This window comes from Paenibacillus sp. NPDC057967, assembly GCF_042887015.1.
Taxonomy (GTDB): domain Bacteria; phylum Bacillota; class Bacilli; order Paenibacillales; family Paenibacillaceae; genus Pristimantibacillus.
Genome location: NZ_JBHVQB010000001.1, coordinates 187667 through 204127 on the forward strand (window position 1 = coordinate 187667; position 16461 = coordinate 204127).

Consider the following 16461-nt stretch of genomic DNA (forward strand, 5'->3'; position numbering starts at 1 on the left):
CGACTGGCGTGCCTGCTCTTAAAGCGCGCTACCTCCGAACAGGAAGCGATGTTCCCAATGCGTGCCTTTGATCGTATTTGTTTTTACGCCGCCGCTTTCTTTGGAGTACGTGTGCAGGATTTTGCCGTCTCCCAGATAGATGCCGACATGCGTAATTCTCGCAGTAGATTTATTAACGCCGCTGTATGAGGATGCGCTTGTCCCTTTGTAGGACATGAAGAACATCAGATCGCCGCGTTTCAGGTTGTTGATATTCGTTGTCGTGTTGCCTTTTTTCTTCACATAATCGCCTTGCTGGCGAGAATCTGCCGGGAGCGTGATGCCAAGTCCATCGATGAACGCTCTTCTTATAAAGGCGGAGCAGTCGAAGGTTTTCGTAGAATTGCGGTTCGAACCGAACTCATACGGTGTGCCCAGGTATTTCATGCCAGCCGAGATGACCTTCTCAACAGATGCGTTGGAGGAAGGGGTGGAAGGCTTGGTCGCCGTGTCACCGCTTGAGCTGCCGCCAGAGCCGTTCGACCCTGTATTCGTCGAACCGTTGCCAGTGCCTGCTGTATTGCCTAAGGAAAGGTATTGCGACTGTGTCGACACATAACCTTTTACACCATTCGAATCGAGAACCTCATACCAGCTGTTGCTGGCTTTGCCCAATACCCGAACTTGCTCGCTCGTTTTCAGATAACGAATGCGCTTGGCCGAAGTTGTCGGACCTTCGCGGAACGAAACGGATTTTTTCACAACAGCGTTCATGGCCGGAACAGCTTCCGACGAGGAACCGGAGTTCGAAGAGGAAGAATCGGAAGAACCATTCACATTCGTATATTTGGACGAGGAAGAAATATAGCCTGTTTTGCCGCTAGTATCGCTCACCTTGTACCAGCCGCTGCCCGCTTCCTCGATGATGCTCACATTTTCGCCTTTCTTCAGCATGCGGATAACCGTGCTGGAAGCCGATGGGGCCGTACGCATGTTAACTCCCCAGATCACTTCAGCCGACTGTGCGGCATAGGCTGCCGGTGCCGGGATCACCACTGCGGTGCCAAGCAACAATGCGGCCGATATCGTCGCCGCAGCGACTTTGTGCTTCATGGTGTATTTCATTCAATACGCCTCCTTGTATGATGATTGCTGTGCCGGTGTTCGGCGTGTACAACAACCATTGTAAGTTTGGCGTCTCCATGCAAGCATCGACCGTTGTTCCTAAATGGGGGACTAGCGAATTGGGAGTATGGAATTACCCAAAAATGCTAAGAAAAAATTAATAAAAGGCGCCTCCATCCATGGAGACGCCTTCCTTTTTCACTTTTTCCAAACCCTGCTTGCTTAGAGCCTGTTGGGCTAAATACTAACTATGAGAATTCTCATAAAGATTAGGGTTCTCTCATACACCTAATAGGACTAAAGACTCAATTTCTAATCACAAAATAAAATTTGGTCCTATTTACCAAGCGGCCTTAGCGGCCTTCCGGCAGTGGATTTAAGCCATCATTGGCGGCCTTATGATCCTGTTCCAGCGGCTCGACATGGACATGAACACCCATAATATTGTGCTTCCGACCCATTCTTCGTTCAATTTCATCGCAGATCCGGTGACTCTCAATCAAGGATAATTCGGGATCTACCAGCACAATGACGTCCACCAGCACATTGCTCCCGTGAATTCTGGCCTTAATGTCCTTAATTGCGATAACGCCTTTGGTCTTGGCGATGGTCGCCCGCAGCGTCGTAAGCTCCTTCTCGTCGAAGCCGTCGGTAAGCGCATGGGTCGAACTGTAGAAAATGCTCCACGCTGTCTTGCATATAATAAGGCCGACGAGTAGCGCCGCAACCGGGTCCAGCCAGGGCATGCCGAATTGGGAGCCGATAATGCCGACCGCCGCCCCGATACTCACCAGAGCATCCGACAGGTTATCCTTGGCCGCAGCCATCAGCGCCTGGTTATTAATCTTGCGGGCCAGACGGCTATTGTACAAGTAAACCGCACCCATACATACGGCTGAAAATAGAGCTACCCAAGCTGTAATCATATTAGGTGTCGTGTGCTCGGCTGCAATAATCGATCTTACGGCGGTAATAAGGACCTGAATGCCCACCGTCGCCATAATAAAAGACGCAATAAGTGCCGCGATCGTCTCCGCCCGGAAGTGGCCGTACGGGTGGTCTTTGTCGGGCGGCTTCTGCGAAATGCGCAGCCCCACCAGCACCGCGACGGAAGCCACGATATCCGTTAAGTTATTGTATCCGTCTGCTACAAGCGCTCCAGATATGAACCAATAACCAATTGCCAGCTTCAAGGCCGATAGGGCGACATAAGCAGCTATGCTTACCCAAGCACCCTTCTCGCCTTCCTTAATATCCTCATACTGTGTCAAAATGCCAAGCCTCCTGCCAATCTCTTCAAAACGTCTCTCGATATCATACCCGAGCAGTGCCGTGTGGGTCTAGAGAAACAGTGTTGACCTTATGCGAGCTTTTATGCCTCAGGGCAAAAGAGTGAGACAAGGGCCAGAATCGGGAGCTGCCCGTTGGGGCCGATGCAGTCTCCGTTAGAATGGACGCAATGGATGCGAATCATTCCCATTCCGCGCAAAAAACCGTCCCGAATAATAGCTTCGGGACGGTTCATGTTTGAGCAAATTTTAGACCGAGTACATACGCTCGCGAATCGCTTTCACTTCCGCGCTCTCCAGGTACTCGTCGTACGTCATCATACGGTCGATTACACCATTCGGCGTAAATTCGATAATACGGTTGGCAATCGTCTGAACAAACTGATGGTCATGCGATGTGAACAAGATCGTGCAATCCGTATCGATCAAGCCGTTGTTGAGCGCTGTAATGGACTCCAGATCCAAGTGATTCGTCGGTTCATCCAAAATGAACACGTTCGCGCCTTCCAGCATCATCTTGGACAGCATGCAACGGACCTTCTCGCCGCCGGACAGTACGCTTGCTTTCTTCATCGCTTCATCGCCAGAGAATAGCATACGGCCTAAGAAGCCACGAAGGAATGTCTCATCCGGATCTTTGGAATATTGGCGCAGCCACTCCACCAGATTAAGGTCAACACCCTCAAAATAAGCGGAGTTATCCTTAGGGAAATATGCGCGAGTCGTTGTCACGCCCCACGAATACGTGCCAGCCTCCGGCTCCAGCTCGCCGGCAATCAGTTGGAAGAACGTCGTCTTCGGCAAGCTGTTCGGGCCGACAAAAGCGATCTTGTCGCCTTTGTTGATCGTAATCGTCAGGTTATCGATGAGCTTCTCGCCTTCGACCGACTTGGACAGGCCATCTACAAGCAACAGCTGCTTGCCCGCTTCACGCTCGCCTTTGAACAAAATAAACGGGTATTTGCGGTTCGACGGACGAATATCGTCCAGTGTAATTTTATCAAGCAGCTTCTTACGCGAAGTTGCTTGCTTAGACTTCGATTTGTTGGCGCTGAAACGTTGAACAAACGCTTGCAGCTCCTTAATTTTGTCTTCCTTCTTCTTGTTCTCCGAACGCATGAGCGAGAGAGCAAGCTGGCTGGACTCGTACCAGAAGTCGTAGTTGCCTACGTACATTTGGATTTTGCCAAAGTCAATGTCCGCAATATGCGTACATACCGTATTCAAGAAGTGACGGTCATGGCTGACTACGACTACTGTGCCTTCATACTTCGCGAGGAAGTCTTCCAGCCAGCGGATCGATTCAATATCCAAGTGGTTGGTAGGTTCGTCAAGCAGAAGTATATGCGGCGTACCGAACAAGGCTTGCGCCAACAGGACGCGTACCTTCTCGTTGCCGCCCAGCTCGGACATCAGTTTGTCATGCAGATCCGTTGAGATACCAAGTCCGTTCAGCATCTCTGCCGCCTCGGATTCCGCTTCCCAGCCGTTCATATCTGCAAATTCAGCTTCAAGCTCGCCCGCGCGCATGCCGTCTTCATCCGTAAAGTCAGCTTTCGCGTAGAGCGCGTCTTTTTCCCGCATCACTTCATACAGCTTCTTATGGCCCATAACGACCGTCTCCAGCACTTTGAAGCTATCGTATTCGTAATGGTTCTGCTTCAGTACGGCAAGACGTTCGCCTGGCGTAATATGAACTTCGCCCGAGGATTGCTCCACTTCGCCAGAAAGGATTTTGAGGAACGTAGACTTGCCCGCCCCGTTCGCTCCAATCAAGCCGTAGCAGTTGCCCGGCGTAAACTTGATATTGACATCTTCAAAAAGCGCGCGCTTCCCAAAGCGAAGCGTTATGCCACTTGTGCTAATCATAGTTATTAATCCCGTCCTTCACTACAAAATCGCATTTTCTCGAACTATTATAGCACAGTCTCTTATAGAAACGAACGATGAAAGCGGCTTATATGGAAAAGATAACGGATTTATGCCGCAATTCGGGCTTTCTGTGCAAAAAAACCTCTCCCCGGCATACATACGCGCCAGCCGGCGAAGAGGTTCCTTCAATAAACATAATTTTATATTAGCTCCACTTCATGACCGGTACGGGAAGATTCGTAGATGGCATCCAGAATCCGATTGGTCGTATAGCCTGACGAAGCGTTGGCGGCAGGCTGCAAGCCATCCCGCACGCATTCCACAAAGTGGCGGGCCATCAGTATGCGATCCTCTTCGCCAGCAAACGGCGCAATCTCGCTTTCAGCAACCTCGTTGTTGCGATGTGTCGTATATGTCCCTCTCTCGCCTATGATCGAGATGCCGCCCTTCGTGCCCATCAAATACAGGAACGGCTCCTCCGGCAAGCCAGCCGCATGCGCCGCCCAGCTGACTTCAAGCGATAGCGTCGCCCCGTTCTCCAGCTTGATCAGTGCCGATGCGAAATCCTCTACATTGAAATAGCCGTTCCAGTCAGGCGTACCCCAGCTGCCGATGCCTTCGCGGTTCGGTCCAAACTCCGCGTAAGTCGAACCGTAGACGGATTGCGGCTGCGGATTGCCCATCAGATACAGCGACAAGTCAAGCATATGGACCCCGATGTCGATAAGCGGACCTCCGCCTGCAAGCTCCTTGCGCGTGAACCATGAGCCCCAGCCGGGAATCCCCTTCTTGCGAAGCCAGCCCGTCTTGGCATGATAAATACGGCCAAGCTCCCCTCGGTCCACGATCTCCTTCACTGCGCGGCTTAATCCCTTCCATCGCATCTGATGCGCCATCATGAGCACTTTGCCCGATTGCTCCGCCTCCTCGACTATGGAGCGCGCAGCCGCTGAGTCGATGGCCATTGGCTTCTCCAGAAGCACATGTTTGCCCTGTTTTAGCGCCTCTATCGCATAAGGCGCATGAAATTGATTCGGGACGGCTATGACAACCGCGTCCACGTTCTCATCCGCCAGCAGCGCCCACGGGTCGGCGTGAATCGTCGCAATGCCATATTGCCCCGCTCTCTGCTGCGACATCGGAAGAGATGTATCCGCAACTGCGGCCACTTCAGCCCCCTCCACCTTGGCGAAGGTTTCGATATGGACGCCGCCAATCCCTCCAGCTCCAATCATGCCGATCCTCAGACTTTGATTTGTCATAGGAAACCTCCTAATGGAAAATCTCTATCCTTCGCGAATCAAGACGTGGAGTGATCATCCGAGTTCTTCGTGAGCTTCCATGTCTCTCCGAGCGGGAGCACAACGATACGCTCTTCCTCCAGACATCTCCGGCAGCGTTCCGCTTCCAGGCGGTCGAGCGCTTCCCGCGGCGTGTCGTCCGCGAGCTTGAAGGCACCGTAATGCATCGGAACGAACCACTTGGCACCAGTGTCCTCGAATGCCTGCAGCGCCTCCTCCGGCGATACATGCTGCGGGCTCATGAACCATTCCGGCTCATACGCGCCGATCGGCATCAGAGCCACATCGATCTGGAACCGGCTTCCGATCTCCTTGAAGCCGCGGAAGTATCCGCTATCGCCCGCAAAATAAATCGTCGAAGCAGGAACAGCAGGCCGCTCAGACGGTCTGTTCTTCCCTTTCTCCGGCTTCTCTGTCTTCCAATCGGAGGCTGCCGCAGTCTCTTGATACGAAGCGCTCATCACCTGGGCTGTTTCTTCTCTATTATGCGTCTGCATAACGGGGCGGTGAGCGCCCGCCGTCTCCATGACCCAGCCTCCCCAATGAGAGCTGTTCGTATCCCATGGATTGCGTCGCGTCCAATGCTGGGAAGGCACGAATGTGAATTTGACGCCTTTGATCGTAACAGACTCCCACCAATGCAATTCCTTGACGCTGCTGAATCCCTTCATCTTCAGCTTGGCGCTCAGCCCTGCCGGCACGAGCAGCTGCCTGCCGCCTGTCAGCCGCCTTAACGATGCGATGCTCAAATGGTCATAATGGGAATGAGACACAAGCACCACATCCACGGGAGGCACGTCCTCAATGGGAATGCCGGGCGGAGCCAGCCGTTTCTGGAAAGCCATTTGTCCCGACCATACGGGGTCCGTTACAATATTCAATCCCCCCAGCTGAATCAGGAAAGTGGAATGACCGACCCAGGTAATGGACGGAATCTCTCTATTGCCTGTTAGAAAAGGCAAGTCCGGTTCCGCTTGGGGTACCCTATACGAATAATCCTTCAGCTTAAGCTTACGGATTCGTTCTTGACGCCATCTTTTAAATTGCTTTAAGGAATTATGCTGTTCAACCTGATCCTGATTGACATATCTTTTGTTTCTCAAGTTGCGCTTTCCCTCCCTGTTTGCTTGTGGCATACCCTTAAGATAACAAGTCATGGGCATGCATTGCAAATTCCGACGAACAACGCCCTCTCGTATCCAGTCTACTCAGCTTTGCCCTCACACGGTATCGATTACTGGGATTATCCGCAGCTGTCATGGTATAGTAGAGTAGATGGCATTGTACATGCGTATAACTATCTTTAAGGAGGTTTCGCTCAAATGAAACTGTTATCCATAGAACCAACGCCGAGTCCCAACTCCATGAAGCTGAACGTAGACGAGATGCTCCCGCGCGGCAGAAGGCTGACCTATAAGGTGTCCGAACAGGGCACCGCACCAGAGCCGCTCAAAGGGCTGCTCGCCATAGAAGGCGTCCGAAGCGTATTCCGAACCGCCGACTTCATCGCGCTGGATCGCAAGCCGGGAGCGGACTGGGCCCGCATCTTAGCGGACGCCCGGCAGCTCCTGCAAGCTGGGGACGGAGATGCTGCGACGGCAGCAGGCGACGGCATCGCCACTGGATTCGGAGAGGCACAAGTGCTTGTGCAGATGTTCCGGGGCATCCCGATGCAAGTCAGAGTACGGATGGATGACCGGGAAGTGCGCTCCGCCCTCCCTCCGAAATTCACTGACGCCGTCAGCGCAGCTGCCGGCTCTACCATGATCCGCGAGCGTAAGCTGGAAGAATTCGGCGTCCGTTACGGAGAACCGGAGGAAATTGCCGCTGAGATCGTGCGCGAGCTTGAAGCGACTTATACGGAGGAACGGCTGAATATGCTCATCGAGGCTTCGTTGCAAGCCGGTCCCGGCGAGCAGGAAGCAAATGTCGCGCCAAGACCTGCTCCACTGTCGCTGGATGAAGCGCTGGAGCAATTCAAGTCAGATGACTGGCAGATTCGTTATGCTGCATTAGAGCGCTATGTAAGCGAGCCAGACGGCATTCCGCTGCTCCAGAAGGCTATCCATGACGATAACGCGTCGATCAAGCGTCTGGGCGTTATCTATCTGGGCGACCTCAAGACGCCGGAATCGATGCCGCTGCTGTTCGAAGCGCTGAGGGACTCCTCCTCATCCGTAAGACGTACAGCGGGAGATACCTTGTCCGATATCGGAGATCCTGCAGCGATAGGCCCGATGATTGATGCGCTGAAGGACAAGAATAAGCTGGTCCGCTGGAGAGCGGCACGCTTCCTCTATGAGGCAGGCGACGAATCGGCTATCGAGGCGCTCGAAGAAGCCGCAAAGGACAGCGAATTCGAGATCAAGCTGCAAGCTCAGATTGCGCTGGAGCGCATTCAGCGCGGCGAGGAAGCAGCCGGCTCCGTATGGCAGCAGATGACCGCCGCACGGAATCAGGAAACGCAATAATCCTATAGCAAGAGCCTGCGGGATCTGTGTCAGAAGACACTTCTCTCGCAGGCTCTTTTTGCAGGGGGACATGCCCTTCTTCAATAACTAGGGATAATTCAGATGCAATTGAACGAGCAGCGAATCGCCGCTGCCGAACTTCTCATAGCTGGCTCTATAGCCGACAGCTACCCCGACACCCTCGAATGCCGCCTTCAGCTCATCCGGGAAGTCTGCGCCTTGCTCGTAGCGGAACTCCAGCTTGCCCGTGCGGGAGGATACAGCTGACCGGATGCGCTCCTTAAGCTGGACGGCATCCGCTACCGTATGCTCTTCCTCCAGCCAATGCAGCCCTATCGCGACTTTAAGCTTCTCGAATCGGTCGGCGTCAGCCCCGCCGCTCCCTTCCGCCAGCCCCTTCAACGAGTCGGCATAGCGGGTGGAAGCCTCCGGATAGGTCCTGATCCATTCATGGTCGGCTCTAAGCTCCTCGTCGGTCTTCAAGTAATACGTATACCGAATCCGGTCATCCTCCGCGCCGACGGGATCATCCCATGTCAGATCCAGATGGTACCATCGCCCGTCGAGCTGCACCATATTCCAGGCATGCTCGCCGGTATTCACCTTGCCCTCCGCAATAAGCACCGGTATTCCCGCTTTCTCCAGCATCAGATAGCCAAGCAGCGAATACCCCTGGCATACTGCCTTGCCGAGTGAGATCGCATTATATGCGGTATAGTAGCTGAGCGACTGATCGTACTCCACATTCGTAACGACCCAATCGTGGATGGCCTTTACCTTCTCGTGCTCGTTCATGCCAGGCTTCAAGATAGCGGCAAGCGCCGCATCTGCTGCCTGCTCCACCTGGGCCGTCTCCTCCGGTGTCTCCCGGTACTTCGCTTCCACCGTTATGGTAGACTTGTTGCCCCAGCTCCGAATCGTATATAAGTATGACTCCAGTATGTAAGCGGAGTAATCGTCATGCGTAAGCGCCGCTCTAATAATTTCAGTCATCTTGTCGGACAGCTCTGACTTGTCGCCCGTATAAGAGGCTGAGAACCGTTCGTCCCGCTCCTTGAATCCCTTGGCCAGCTCAAGCTCAAGCTTCTCGAAGCCGCCTGGCGTCTCCTTCTCGTCGGCGACGGCCAGCTTACTCGGCGCTTCGACCGTTCTGGCAACGGGGGCCGGCTCCTGGTTCGAATCTGCACTCGTCGGGAACAAATTCAGTTTCAAATTCAAGCTGTACACGCCAGCAACAACAATCGCGATGGCCAGCAGCTTGAGTGCTCCTTTACGCATAGGCTCCTCCTTCAATCTCTCTTGCGGCATTAGCTGCCTCTCGAATGGCGAGAGCTTGCTCGCTTTCCTAACATCATATGTTCGTCCACGGGAATGATGCCAGTCCAGCGGCAAATCGGCTCCCATTCAGAAGGTTAGCCAAGCTTGCTGACCGCATGAGTGAACGCATGAGCACGCTCGGCAATCTTATGGAACTGGCCTTCCTTCACCCATTCCATATGGACCAGCTTGCTGCCGAGACCAACTCCGTTCGCTCCGGATTGGAAGTACTCCCCGATATTATCCAAATCGACTCCTCCGGTTGCCAGAATCGGTACTTCCTTAAGCGGGCCGCGAATTTCTTTCAAATAGTTAACTCCCAGCGATCCCATCGGAAACAGCTTGACCGCCTCCGCGCCAGCCTTGACCGCTTTCACGATCTCGGTAGGCGTCATCACACCTGGCCAGACGGAGACGCCATGCTCCCGGCCGTATGCAATTACTTCCTCATCCAAATTAGGCGAGATCAGAAACTGGGCTCCCGCTTGAACCGCTTGCTTGGCGGTATCCAGGTCTACGACCGTTCCGGCTCCGATATGAGCCTCGCCGCCGAATCGCTCGCGCCAGCGGCTGATCATAGCCGCCGCACCGTCCGTATTCATCGTAATCTCCATCAATCGGATGCCGCCCTCGATCAGAGCTCTGGCCGTATCATCGGCCTTGTCATCCTCGATCCCCCGCAGGATGGCTACAATTCTATGCTTCAGCAATTCATTCAGCATGCCGCTCATTCCCATTCTACCCCTTTTCCACCTGATGATTTCCTGCTCCAATAGTCATTCAGCAGCTTCAAGAACAAATTCGGGAATGGAAGCTTGTCCATCTCATCCCGCGCAATCCAGCGATAGCGGCTTTGTTCCCCTGCAGGCAAGTCCTCCAGTGCGGCTGCCGACTCGCCTGCTGAAGAGCTTGCCAAATACAGAGCCGCTCCTTCTGCTGCCATCCCGCTGTCCGCAATGCCCATATCGGCAGCATATACTCTCATTCGCCAATGGATATGGCTAAAGATATGATCCGCGTCCGCGAACCATCCCGTCGGACGAATCAGCAGGCCGGCATCCGTCTCCACCATTCGAATAACTTCTTCAGCCAGTTCGCCCTGCTCCTTCGGAGCGGTATTAACGAACATGCCGCTGCGGCTGCCGTCCAGGAGCAGATGCGGCAGTTCCCACATCTGCGCCAGCAGTCCCGTTTCGGGACGCTGTCTGACCAGTACTTTCCCCGCATGCTTGCCAGTTCCCTCGACAATGACCGCCAAGCGGTATTCCTGCCGCGGCGGCTTGGCCTTGGACTTGATTGGAAGCTCAGTCTCGCGTCCCTCCATGCGCGCCGCACAATGCTCCATGACCGGACATGGCAAGCAGCTTGGCGACTTGGGCGTACAAACGAGTGCGCCAAGCTCCATAAGCGCCTGATTGAAGTCCCCCGCCGCTCCTTCCGGAATCAGGCTTGCGGCTAGCTTTTCGATGCCTACTCTCGTAGACGGCTTGGCAATATCATCTTCCAGGCAGAAATAGCGGGAGAGCACCCTCATGACGTTGCCATCCACCGCAGGCTCCGGACGGTTGAAGGCGATGCTCATAATCGCGCCAGTCGTATACGGCCCGACTCCCTTAAGTCCCGCTACGGAATCCTTATCATCCGGAATGATGCCATTGTAACGCTCCATGACCATCCTTGCGCCCGCCTGCAAGTTTCTCGCTCTGGAATAATAGCCAAGTCCCTCCCAGCACTTCAGCACCTCGTCCTCCGGCGCTTCGGCTAGCGCCTGTACGGTCGGAAAGTTCGCCATGAATCGCTCAAAGTATGGGATAACTGTATCGACCCTTGTCTGCTGCAGCATAATCTCCGATACCCATATCCGGTAAGGGTCCTTATTCCGGCGCCACGGAAGATCCCGATTGCCTCTTTGATACCAGGCCAGCAGCTCCCGGCTGAAATATTGCTTTGCTTCATCTTGCATTGTCATACTATCGTAATCCTTCCCGTTCTCGGAGTGGTTGTTTGTTCTCTCTTATTCCTCTATTATACGAATTATACGCATATATTCCTATGAATAACATGGAAGAGAAAGGAGAGAGTTCCGTTGCTTACTCCCAAACTAACCATTCAACTAGCGAAATGGTCCGCCATTCTGGCCTTGGTTTTATCATTGGCCGCATGCGGCGGCAGCCCGACAGGAGGCGGCAATCCTGCAGGAAGCGCTCCAAAGGGCGACTACTTGAAGGACGCCCCGTCTGATATTGCAGCTGTCTACAAGTCTCGCTGCCTAGGCTGCCACGGCACCGATCTGCAAGGACGCGTCGGCGCCAATACGAACCTGCAGCAGGTCGGCTCCCGTATGAGCGCCGAGGAGATTACCGCTCAGATCGAGCAAGGAAAAGGGCTGATGCCGGGATTCGCCGATTCCTTATCACAGCAAGAAATCGATGGTCTGGCCGAATGGCTGGCTTCCAAGCAATAATACCTTATCAGATGCGCCCGGCGGTCAAGTTATGCCCTGGCCGCGAGGCGATCAATCTATCTAAATAAGAATGCTCACGCTGCGCAACACTAGTTTCATCGATAGAACGGTTATTCGTAAATAGTGGTGCCAAGTAACATTAAATGCACGAAATCACTCCAAAAGGCGAAATAATGTTGCCACACACCACTATTCGTGCCAAAGGACGAAAACTCGAAATTAGGGTTGCAGAGAAACGTTAAAACTCCAAAATCGCGCGATAAAGTAAATTAGTGTTGCCACACCACTATTCACGCCAAAAATGTGAATAGCGTTACTAGCTTGGGATGGGACTCATTACTCGGAAACAAAAAATGGCGGTGGCAGGAATATCATCCTGAACACCGCCATTTTATTATTTTTACACGTATTTCACCAAGCGAACTGTCTCCATAAGCGAAAGTGGCTGCTTATGGGAATGCCCCATCTATATTGTCTCAATAACCGATGTAATGCCCATTGGACTTCGGAGACTTGTGATCGTAATGGACTGCGGGACCTGCATAAAACCAATGGGTTTCTCCCATTTGGGGGTGGGTCGGGAATAGGTCGCCTTGAACGAGCAGCAGATCATCGCCCCAATCATTGGAATACATACCTTCATATTGCACCCACTGACCTGTCTTGAACCGCCTCTTCGCGCTTTGCTGACGCCCTCTGTTCATTGCCATTCTCCTCTCGCCGCATCTCTACTGCTATTACATTCGCAGTATGGGCCAAAGGTTACAGTTTTATCCGTTCGACAACGGCAAAAGCCGAAGCAAGAGCGCGTTCATGCGTAATCGTAATGTGAATGACAGTATCCTCTTCGCTAAACCCTAATCGGTCCCACGCTGCAGCAGACAGCTTGCAAATCGGCTTGCCTGAAGTATCCCGTCCGATATCTATATCTCCAAAACCAAGCAAAGCTCCAATGCCGCAGCCGAATGACTTGGCGATCGCTTCCTTGGCAGCGAACCGCCCCGCAACATACTGATGCAGGCGCGGTCCGCCATATACCGAGCAAATCTTCCGTTCGCCTGGAGTCAATATACGCTGCATGAATCTGTCGCGAAGCTTGCTCTCCAGCATCTCGGAGACTCTCGCCACATCTGTCAGATCATGTCCGATTCCTATTATCATGCCTGCGCCCCCTCTTTCATGATGGAGACATTAGCAGATGAAGCAATCGTTTGTCAAGGCGTCAGACTTGCATCGTTCAGAGGCTTCTCGTAAGCGAAAGCTTCGCCGCTCTTATCCTTGAAGCTTACCTTCAGTCGGCCCCCCTCGGCTGCGCCAAGATAGGCGCCTTCCGCTGAATAGCTGTACTTGTTGAATCCAGGGAAGCCGAATGGATCGCTGCCGCCTTCTTGCAACTCTACTGGAATGGCAACCGTTCCCGCTGCATCTCCAGTCTCCGGTACGAACTCCACTCGAAGCTCATCCGGCTCGCCTTGATCTTCGCGCAGCCAGACATCCAGCTTCACTACCTGCGAACCGCCTTTGCTCTCATTAACCCGCAGCGTCATATGCGCATGCTCACCCATGACATGCCAGTATACAGGCTCTCTGGCCGCATTCAGCGGTGAATAAGGCGGAGGGGACGTTGTCGACAGCCAGCCGGCAAAGACAATCAGCGCGACCGCAGCCACAATCTCCGCACGCACACCCCATATAAGCGCACGTTCACCGGATGCTTTGCTCCTCAACAGCCGATGAACGGCCGCTATGCCAACGACGAGCAGCAGCAGGACGATTTTGACAAGAGCGAGCCTGCCGTAATCGCTGCTCCACAGCTGGCTCCACGAAGAGAGATGATCCAGCGTCAGCCATATTCCACTGATGATAATGAGGACGATGCTGGGCAAGGCGTACATGGCGAACTTGTCACCAGCTCGCAGCAGGGTTTCACTCCCCGCAGGACGGTAAGTGAGCATCCATAGGCCGGTCAATCCGCCGAACCAGACGGCCGCTGTGCCCATATGAACCGTATGGGCGATAATGGCAACCATTGCGTCCTCAGCTGCCGCGTAGGCATGGCCCGTCAGCGGGAAGGTGACAATGATGCCCGCCGCCAACAGCCATTTGACCGGATTGGCCCATACCTCCTCGCGTTTCGGGGCAAAAGCCAGCAGCAAAATAATAATGGCGGCAGCCGGCCTCATGAAGGCGACCTTGCCTACCACAGTCTGCGATAAAATATCGTTCCATGCGATGCCGCTGAATTGCGAAGCCAGCATGTCAATTCTGCCCCAGCCGGATGCAATCCAGATGACGGCGGCGGCAGCGATGACATATTGCTCCGCTCGAAGCGAAAATCCGATCGGTGGCTCTCCGCTCTCTGATCTCCACAACGCATAGCGGAAAAACAAAATGCCGCCGACAGCCAGTGCAGCCAGCACCTCTGCAATGCGCAGGAACACCATAAGAGCATGGCCTCCGGCATGGTTATGCTCCTCACCGCTGCTGCTTGCAGCATTCTCGCTTGAATCACCGCTTGCACTTGCAACAGGCGGCTCCGTCTCGCCTTCAATGACGCCGCTGGCTTCTTCAGCTTCATCCGTACCGGCAGGCTCTGCGTCCACAGGCTCTGACGCAGTCCCGCCGCCTTCATCATTCTCTGATTCCTGACCGGATATCGGCTCATCTGGCGATGAAGCGTTAGTCTGGTCAGGCTGCGCCGGCTCTATGCTTCCGGCTGCGTCTAGAGTCGGGGTTGGTATCGGCGTCGGACTCGCTGAGCCAATAGCCGTGGACGGCTCCTGCTTCGCAGGGCTATCCGGTGACGGCGTCACGGAAGGCTTCGGCGTCACAGCCGTGCTTGCCGGAGGCGCAGTAATCATAGGGGAGGGAGAAGGCTTGGCAGTGGCAGTCGGCTTGGCAGTCGGCTTGACGCTGCCGCCAGAACCGCCATCCAGCGACGCCGTATCATCCGGCGCCTTCGTCTCCAGCTCCACTCCGATAGAGAATTGGAAGGAACCGTCCGTCACATGCGTGTCCAGGGACAGCACCTGCCATTTGACCTTATACACGCCCTGCTCCAGCTTTGGTATCGTCAGAACAAGCGTTAAGTCGCCATCGCTGCTGAGCGTCCCCTTCACTTCTCCGCCCGCGCTGTTTTCAAGCGTAATGGAGCTCATTTTGGTATCGATTTTTTCGGTAAATGTAAGCTTGATCTGAGATGGCGAGCTATCCAGAACCGCATTGGCCAGCGGAGAGGACTGATAAATATAGGCATGTGCCGAGACGAAGCTCGGCAGGCATGCCCATACTACCAGCAGAATAGCCAGTAAGGAATAACTTTTTTTCATCATGCGTTATTTCGAGTAAATCGCAACTGCGGCTCTGGATTCGCCAACGGCCGGGAAGTATTCCACGGTCGCGCCTGCCGCCTCTGCTACAGCGCGAAGTGCGCCTGCTTCCTGGGAAGCGTAACTTGGATCGATATGATCGCGGATGAAGTCAGCGGATGCTTTCGTCACGCCCTTCTCTACTTTGACAGCTCCATCCTGTGCGACTGCAACACCGTCAACATAGACATGCGGTGCATTGGAGGACGGCTTGCCCGGAAGCTTCGGCGATTCATTCTGAACGGTGAACGTCATCGTCGCTTCATAGCTCGTCTGATCATATTCGCCTTCCTTGGCTTCCTTCGTTGCCGGCTTGGCACGAACGAGGTAGTAGTCCGCTGCGCCAGTCTTGAACGTAATCTTGCCGTCTTTGTCTGTTACAAGCTCAGTTGGCTCCGAGTTGCTGCGGCGAATCACATCCACGTTCGTGTCAGCCAGCGGCTCGCCCTTCAGCAGCAATTGAATGGATACTTCTTCGCCAGCTGTTACAGCAGCCGGATTGAAAAGCGGAATAAGCTCTGCGCGGTCCGGGCTTACTTCCTTCGAGAAGCCTTGAAGCGCCTTCACGCGTTCAATTACCGGAATGTCGCTTACGGCAACAAATGACTTTGCGCTGCGCAGCGTGCGACTGCCTACGCCGCCATGCTTGAAGATGCTGTCGCCTTCAACCGAAACGATATAAGCGCCAGGCGTATTCGACTTGAACGATGCAACAAAATAATTGTTGACCGCAGGCTCCGTCTCCGTAGCTGCTTCGCCTGTATAGAATGTGGTTCCCGTAATGTCGGACTTCACGCCGCCCGGCGTCGTAACGAACACCTTCGACGTATCCGTGCTCCATTGTCCCGCAATGCGATAGCTCTTGTGCTCATTGGAATGATTGCCAAGCATAAGTTCCACATAAGATACTTGCCCTGGCGCCACTATGGGCGAATTGGTCTGCGACCAGCCGTCATGGGCGAATACCGGTATTGCCGCGCTAACCGTCAATACGGCTGCGAGAAGCGCGCCTGTCATTTTCTTGCGAATAGACATCCTACATCAACCTCTCTTATCAAATTAATATTAACTTACATATTGTAACAACAACAGCCGATAAACACATGACCCGAACGAGTCATCTAATTGTGAACAAATTGTGAACGAATGGATTTCATTTTCATTTATTTTCATTAGCGTCTTTCCCTAAAGCATGCAATCCGTTAATAACGCTCCGGTACGCAGAAAAAAACTGCCCCTCGGAACCTGTACAGCTCCAAGGGACAGTCTGTTAAT

At 53.7% G+C, this 16461-nt stretch carries 14 protein-coding genes; 2 read left to right on the forward strand and 12 right to left on the reverse strand.

Annotated features, from left to right (window positions below; translation table 11 throughout):
* Positions 1–18: 18 nt before the first annotated feature.
* From ACFVSO_RS00930 to ACFVSO_RS00950, 5 genes are all read right to left on the reverse strand, one after another.
* Positions 19–1104, reverse strand: a complete 1086-nt coding sequence (locus ACFVSO_RS00930; protein ID WP_387469125.1) for a C40 family peptidase — start codon at positions 1102–1104, stop codon at positions 19–21.
* A gap of 353 nt (positions 1105–1457) precedes the next feature.
* Positions 1458–2375 (reverse strand): cation diffusion facilitator family transporter, encoded by a 918-nt coding sequence (locus ACFVSO_RS00935; RefSeq protein ID WP_387469127.1) that lies wholly within the window; start codon positions 2373–2375, stop codon positions 1458–1460.
* A 267-nt stretch (positions 2376–2642) separates the two neighbouring features.
* Positions 2643–4262, reverse strand: coding sequence for an ABC-F family ATP-binding cassette domain-containing protein (locus ACFVSO_RS00940; protein ID WP_387469129.1), 1620 nt, complete (start codon positions 4260–4262; stop codon positions 2643–2645).
* A 203-nt stretch (positions 4263–4465) separates the two neighbouring features.
* Positions 4466–5527, reverse strand: coding sequence for a Gfo/Idh/MocA family protein (locus ACFVSO_RS00945; protein ID WP_387469132.1), 1062 nt, complete (start codon positions 5525–5527; stop codon positions 4466–4468).
* Between the two features lie 38 nt (positions 5528–5565).
* Entirely contained in the window at positions 5566–6669 is a 1104-nt protein-coding gene (locus tag ACFVSO_RS00950) for an MBL fold metallo-hydrolase (RefSeq protein WP_387469135.1), read from the reverse strand.
* Between the two features lie 219 nt (positions 6670–6888).
* Here ACFVSO_RS00950 and ACFVSO_RS00955 point away from each other — a divergent pair, with 219 nt between their 5' ends.
* Positions 6889–8037: a virulence factor gene (locus ACFVSO_RS00955; protein ID WP_387469137.1), complete on the forward strand. Its 1149-nt coding sequence runs from the start codon at positions 6889–6891 to the stop codon at positions 8035–8037.
* Between the two features lie 87 nt (positions 8038–8124).
* On the opposite strand, the gene ACFVSO_RS00960 is transcribed toward ACFVSO_RS00955, so the two are convergent.
* From ACFVSO_RS00960 to mutY, 3 genes are all read right to left on the reverse strand, one after another.
* Positions 8125–9315, reverse strand: coding sequence for a transglutaminase domain-containing protein (locus tag ACFVSO_RS00960; RefSeq protein ID WP_387469139.1), 1191 nt, complete (start codon positions 9313–9315; stop codon positions 8125–8127).
* 134 nt (positions 9316–9449) lie between these two features.
* Positions 9450–10085: a bifunctional 4-hydroxy-2-oxoglutarate aldolase/2-dehydro-3-deoxy-phosphogluconate aldolase gene (locus ACFVSO_RS00965; RefSeq protein WP_387469141.1), complete on the reverse strand. Its 636-nt coding sequence runs from the start codon at positions 10083–10085 to the stop codon at positions 9450–9452.
* Positions 10082–11317, reverse strand: a complete 1236-nt coding sequence (gene mutY, locus ACFVSO_RS00970) for an A/G-specific adenine glycosylase (RefSeq protein WP_387470512.1) — start codon at positions 11315–11317, stop codon at positions 10082–10084. The genes ACFVSO_RS00965 and mutY overlap by 4 nt, the downstream gene beginning before the upstream one ends.
* A gap of 123 nt (positions 11318–11440) precedes the next feature.
* Here mutY and ACFVSO_RS00975 point away from each other — a divergent pair, with 123 nt between their 5' ends.
* The gene (locus ACFVSO_RS00975) at positions 11441–11818 is read left to right on the forward strand and encodes a c-type cytochrome (protein WP_387469143.1); all 378 of its coding nucleotides are present in this window, start codon (positions 11441–11443) and stop codon (positions 11816–11818) included.
* Between the two features lie 476 nt (positions 11819–12294).
* Here the strand turns inward: ACFVSO_RS00975 and ACFVSO_RS00980 are convergent, their stop codons facing one another.
* The 4 genes from ACFVSO_RS00980 to ACFVSO_RS00995 are packed head-to-tail and all read right to left on the reverse strand — an operon-like array spanning position 12295 to position 16221.
* Complete coding sequence (locus ACFVSO_RS00980; RefSeq protein ID WP_387469145.1) at positions 12295–12522, reverse strand: hypothetical protein; 228 nt, start codon at positions 12520–12522, stop codon at positions 12295–12297.
* Between the two features lie 58 nt (positions 12523–12580).
* Entirely contained in the window at positions 12581–12979 is a 399-nt protein-coding gene (gene acpS / locus ACFVSO_RS00985) for a holo-ACP synthase (protein WP_387469147.1), read from the reverse strand.
* Positions 12980–13032: 53 nt separating this feature from the next.
* Entirely contained in the window at positions 13033–15150 is a 2118-nt protein-coding gene (locus ACFVSO_RS00990; protein WP_387469149.1) for a copper resistance protein CopC, read from the reverse strand.
* Positions 15151–15153: 3 nt separating this feature from the next.
* Entirely contained in the window at positions 15154–16221 is a 1068-nt protein-coding gene (locus ACFVSO_RS00995; RefSeq protein ID WP_387469151.1) for a DUF4198 domain-containing protein, read from the reverse strand.
* Positions 16222–16461 lie beyond the last annotated feature (240 nt).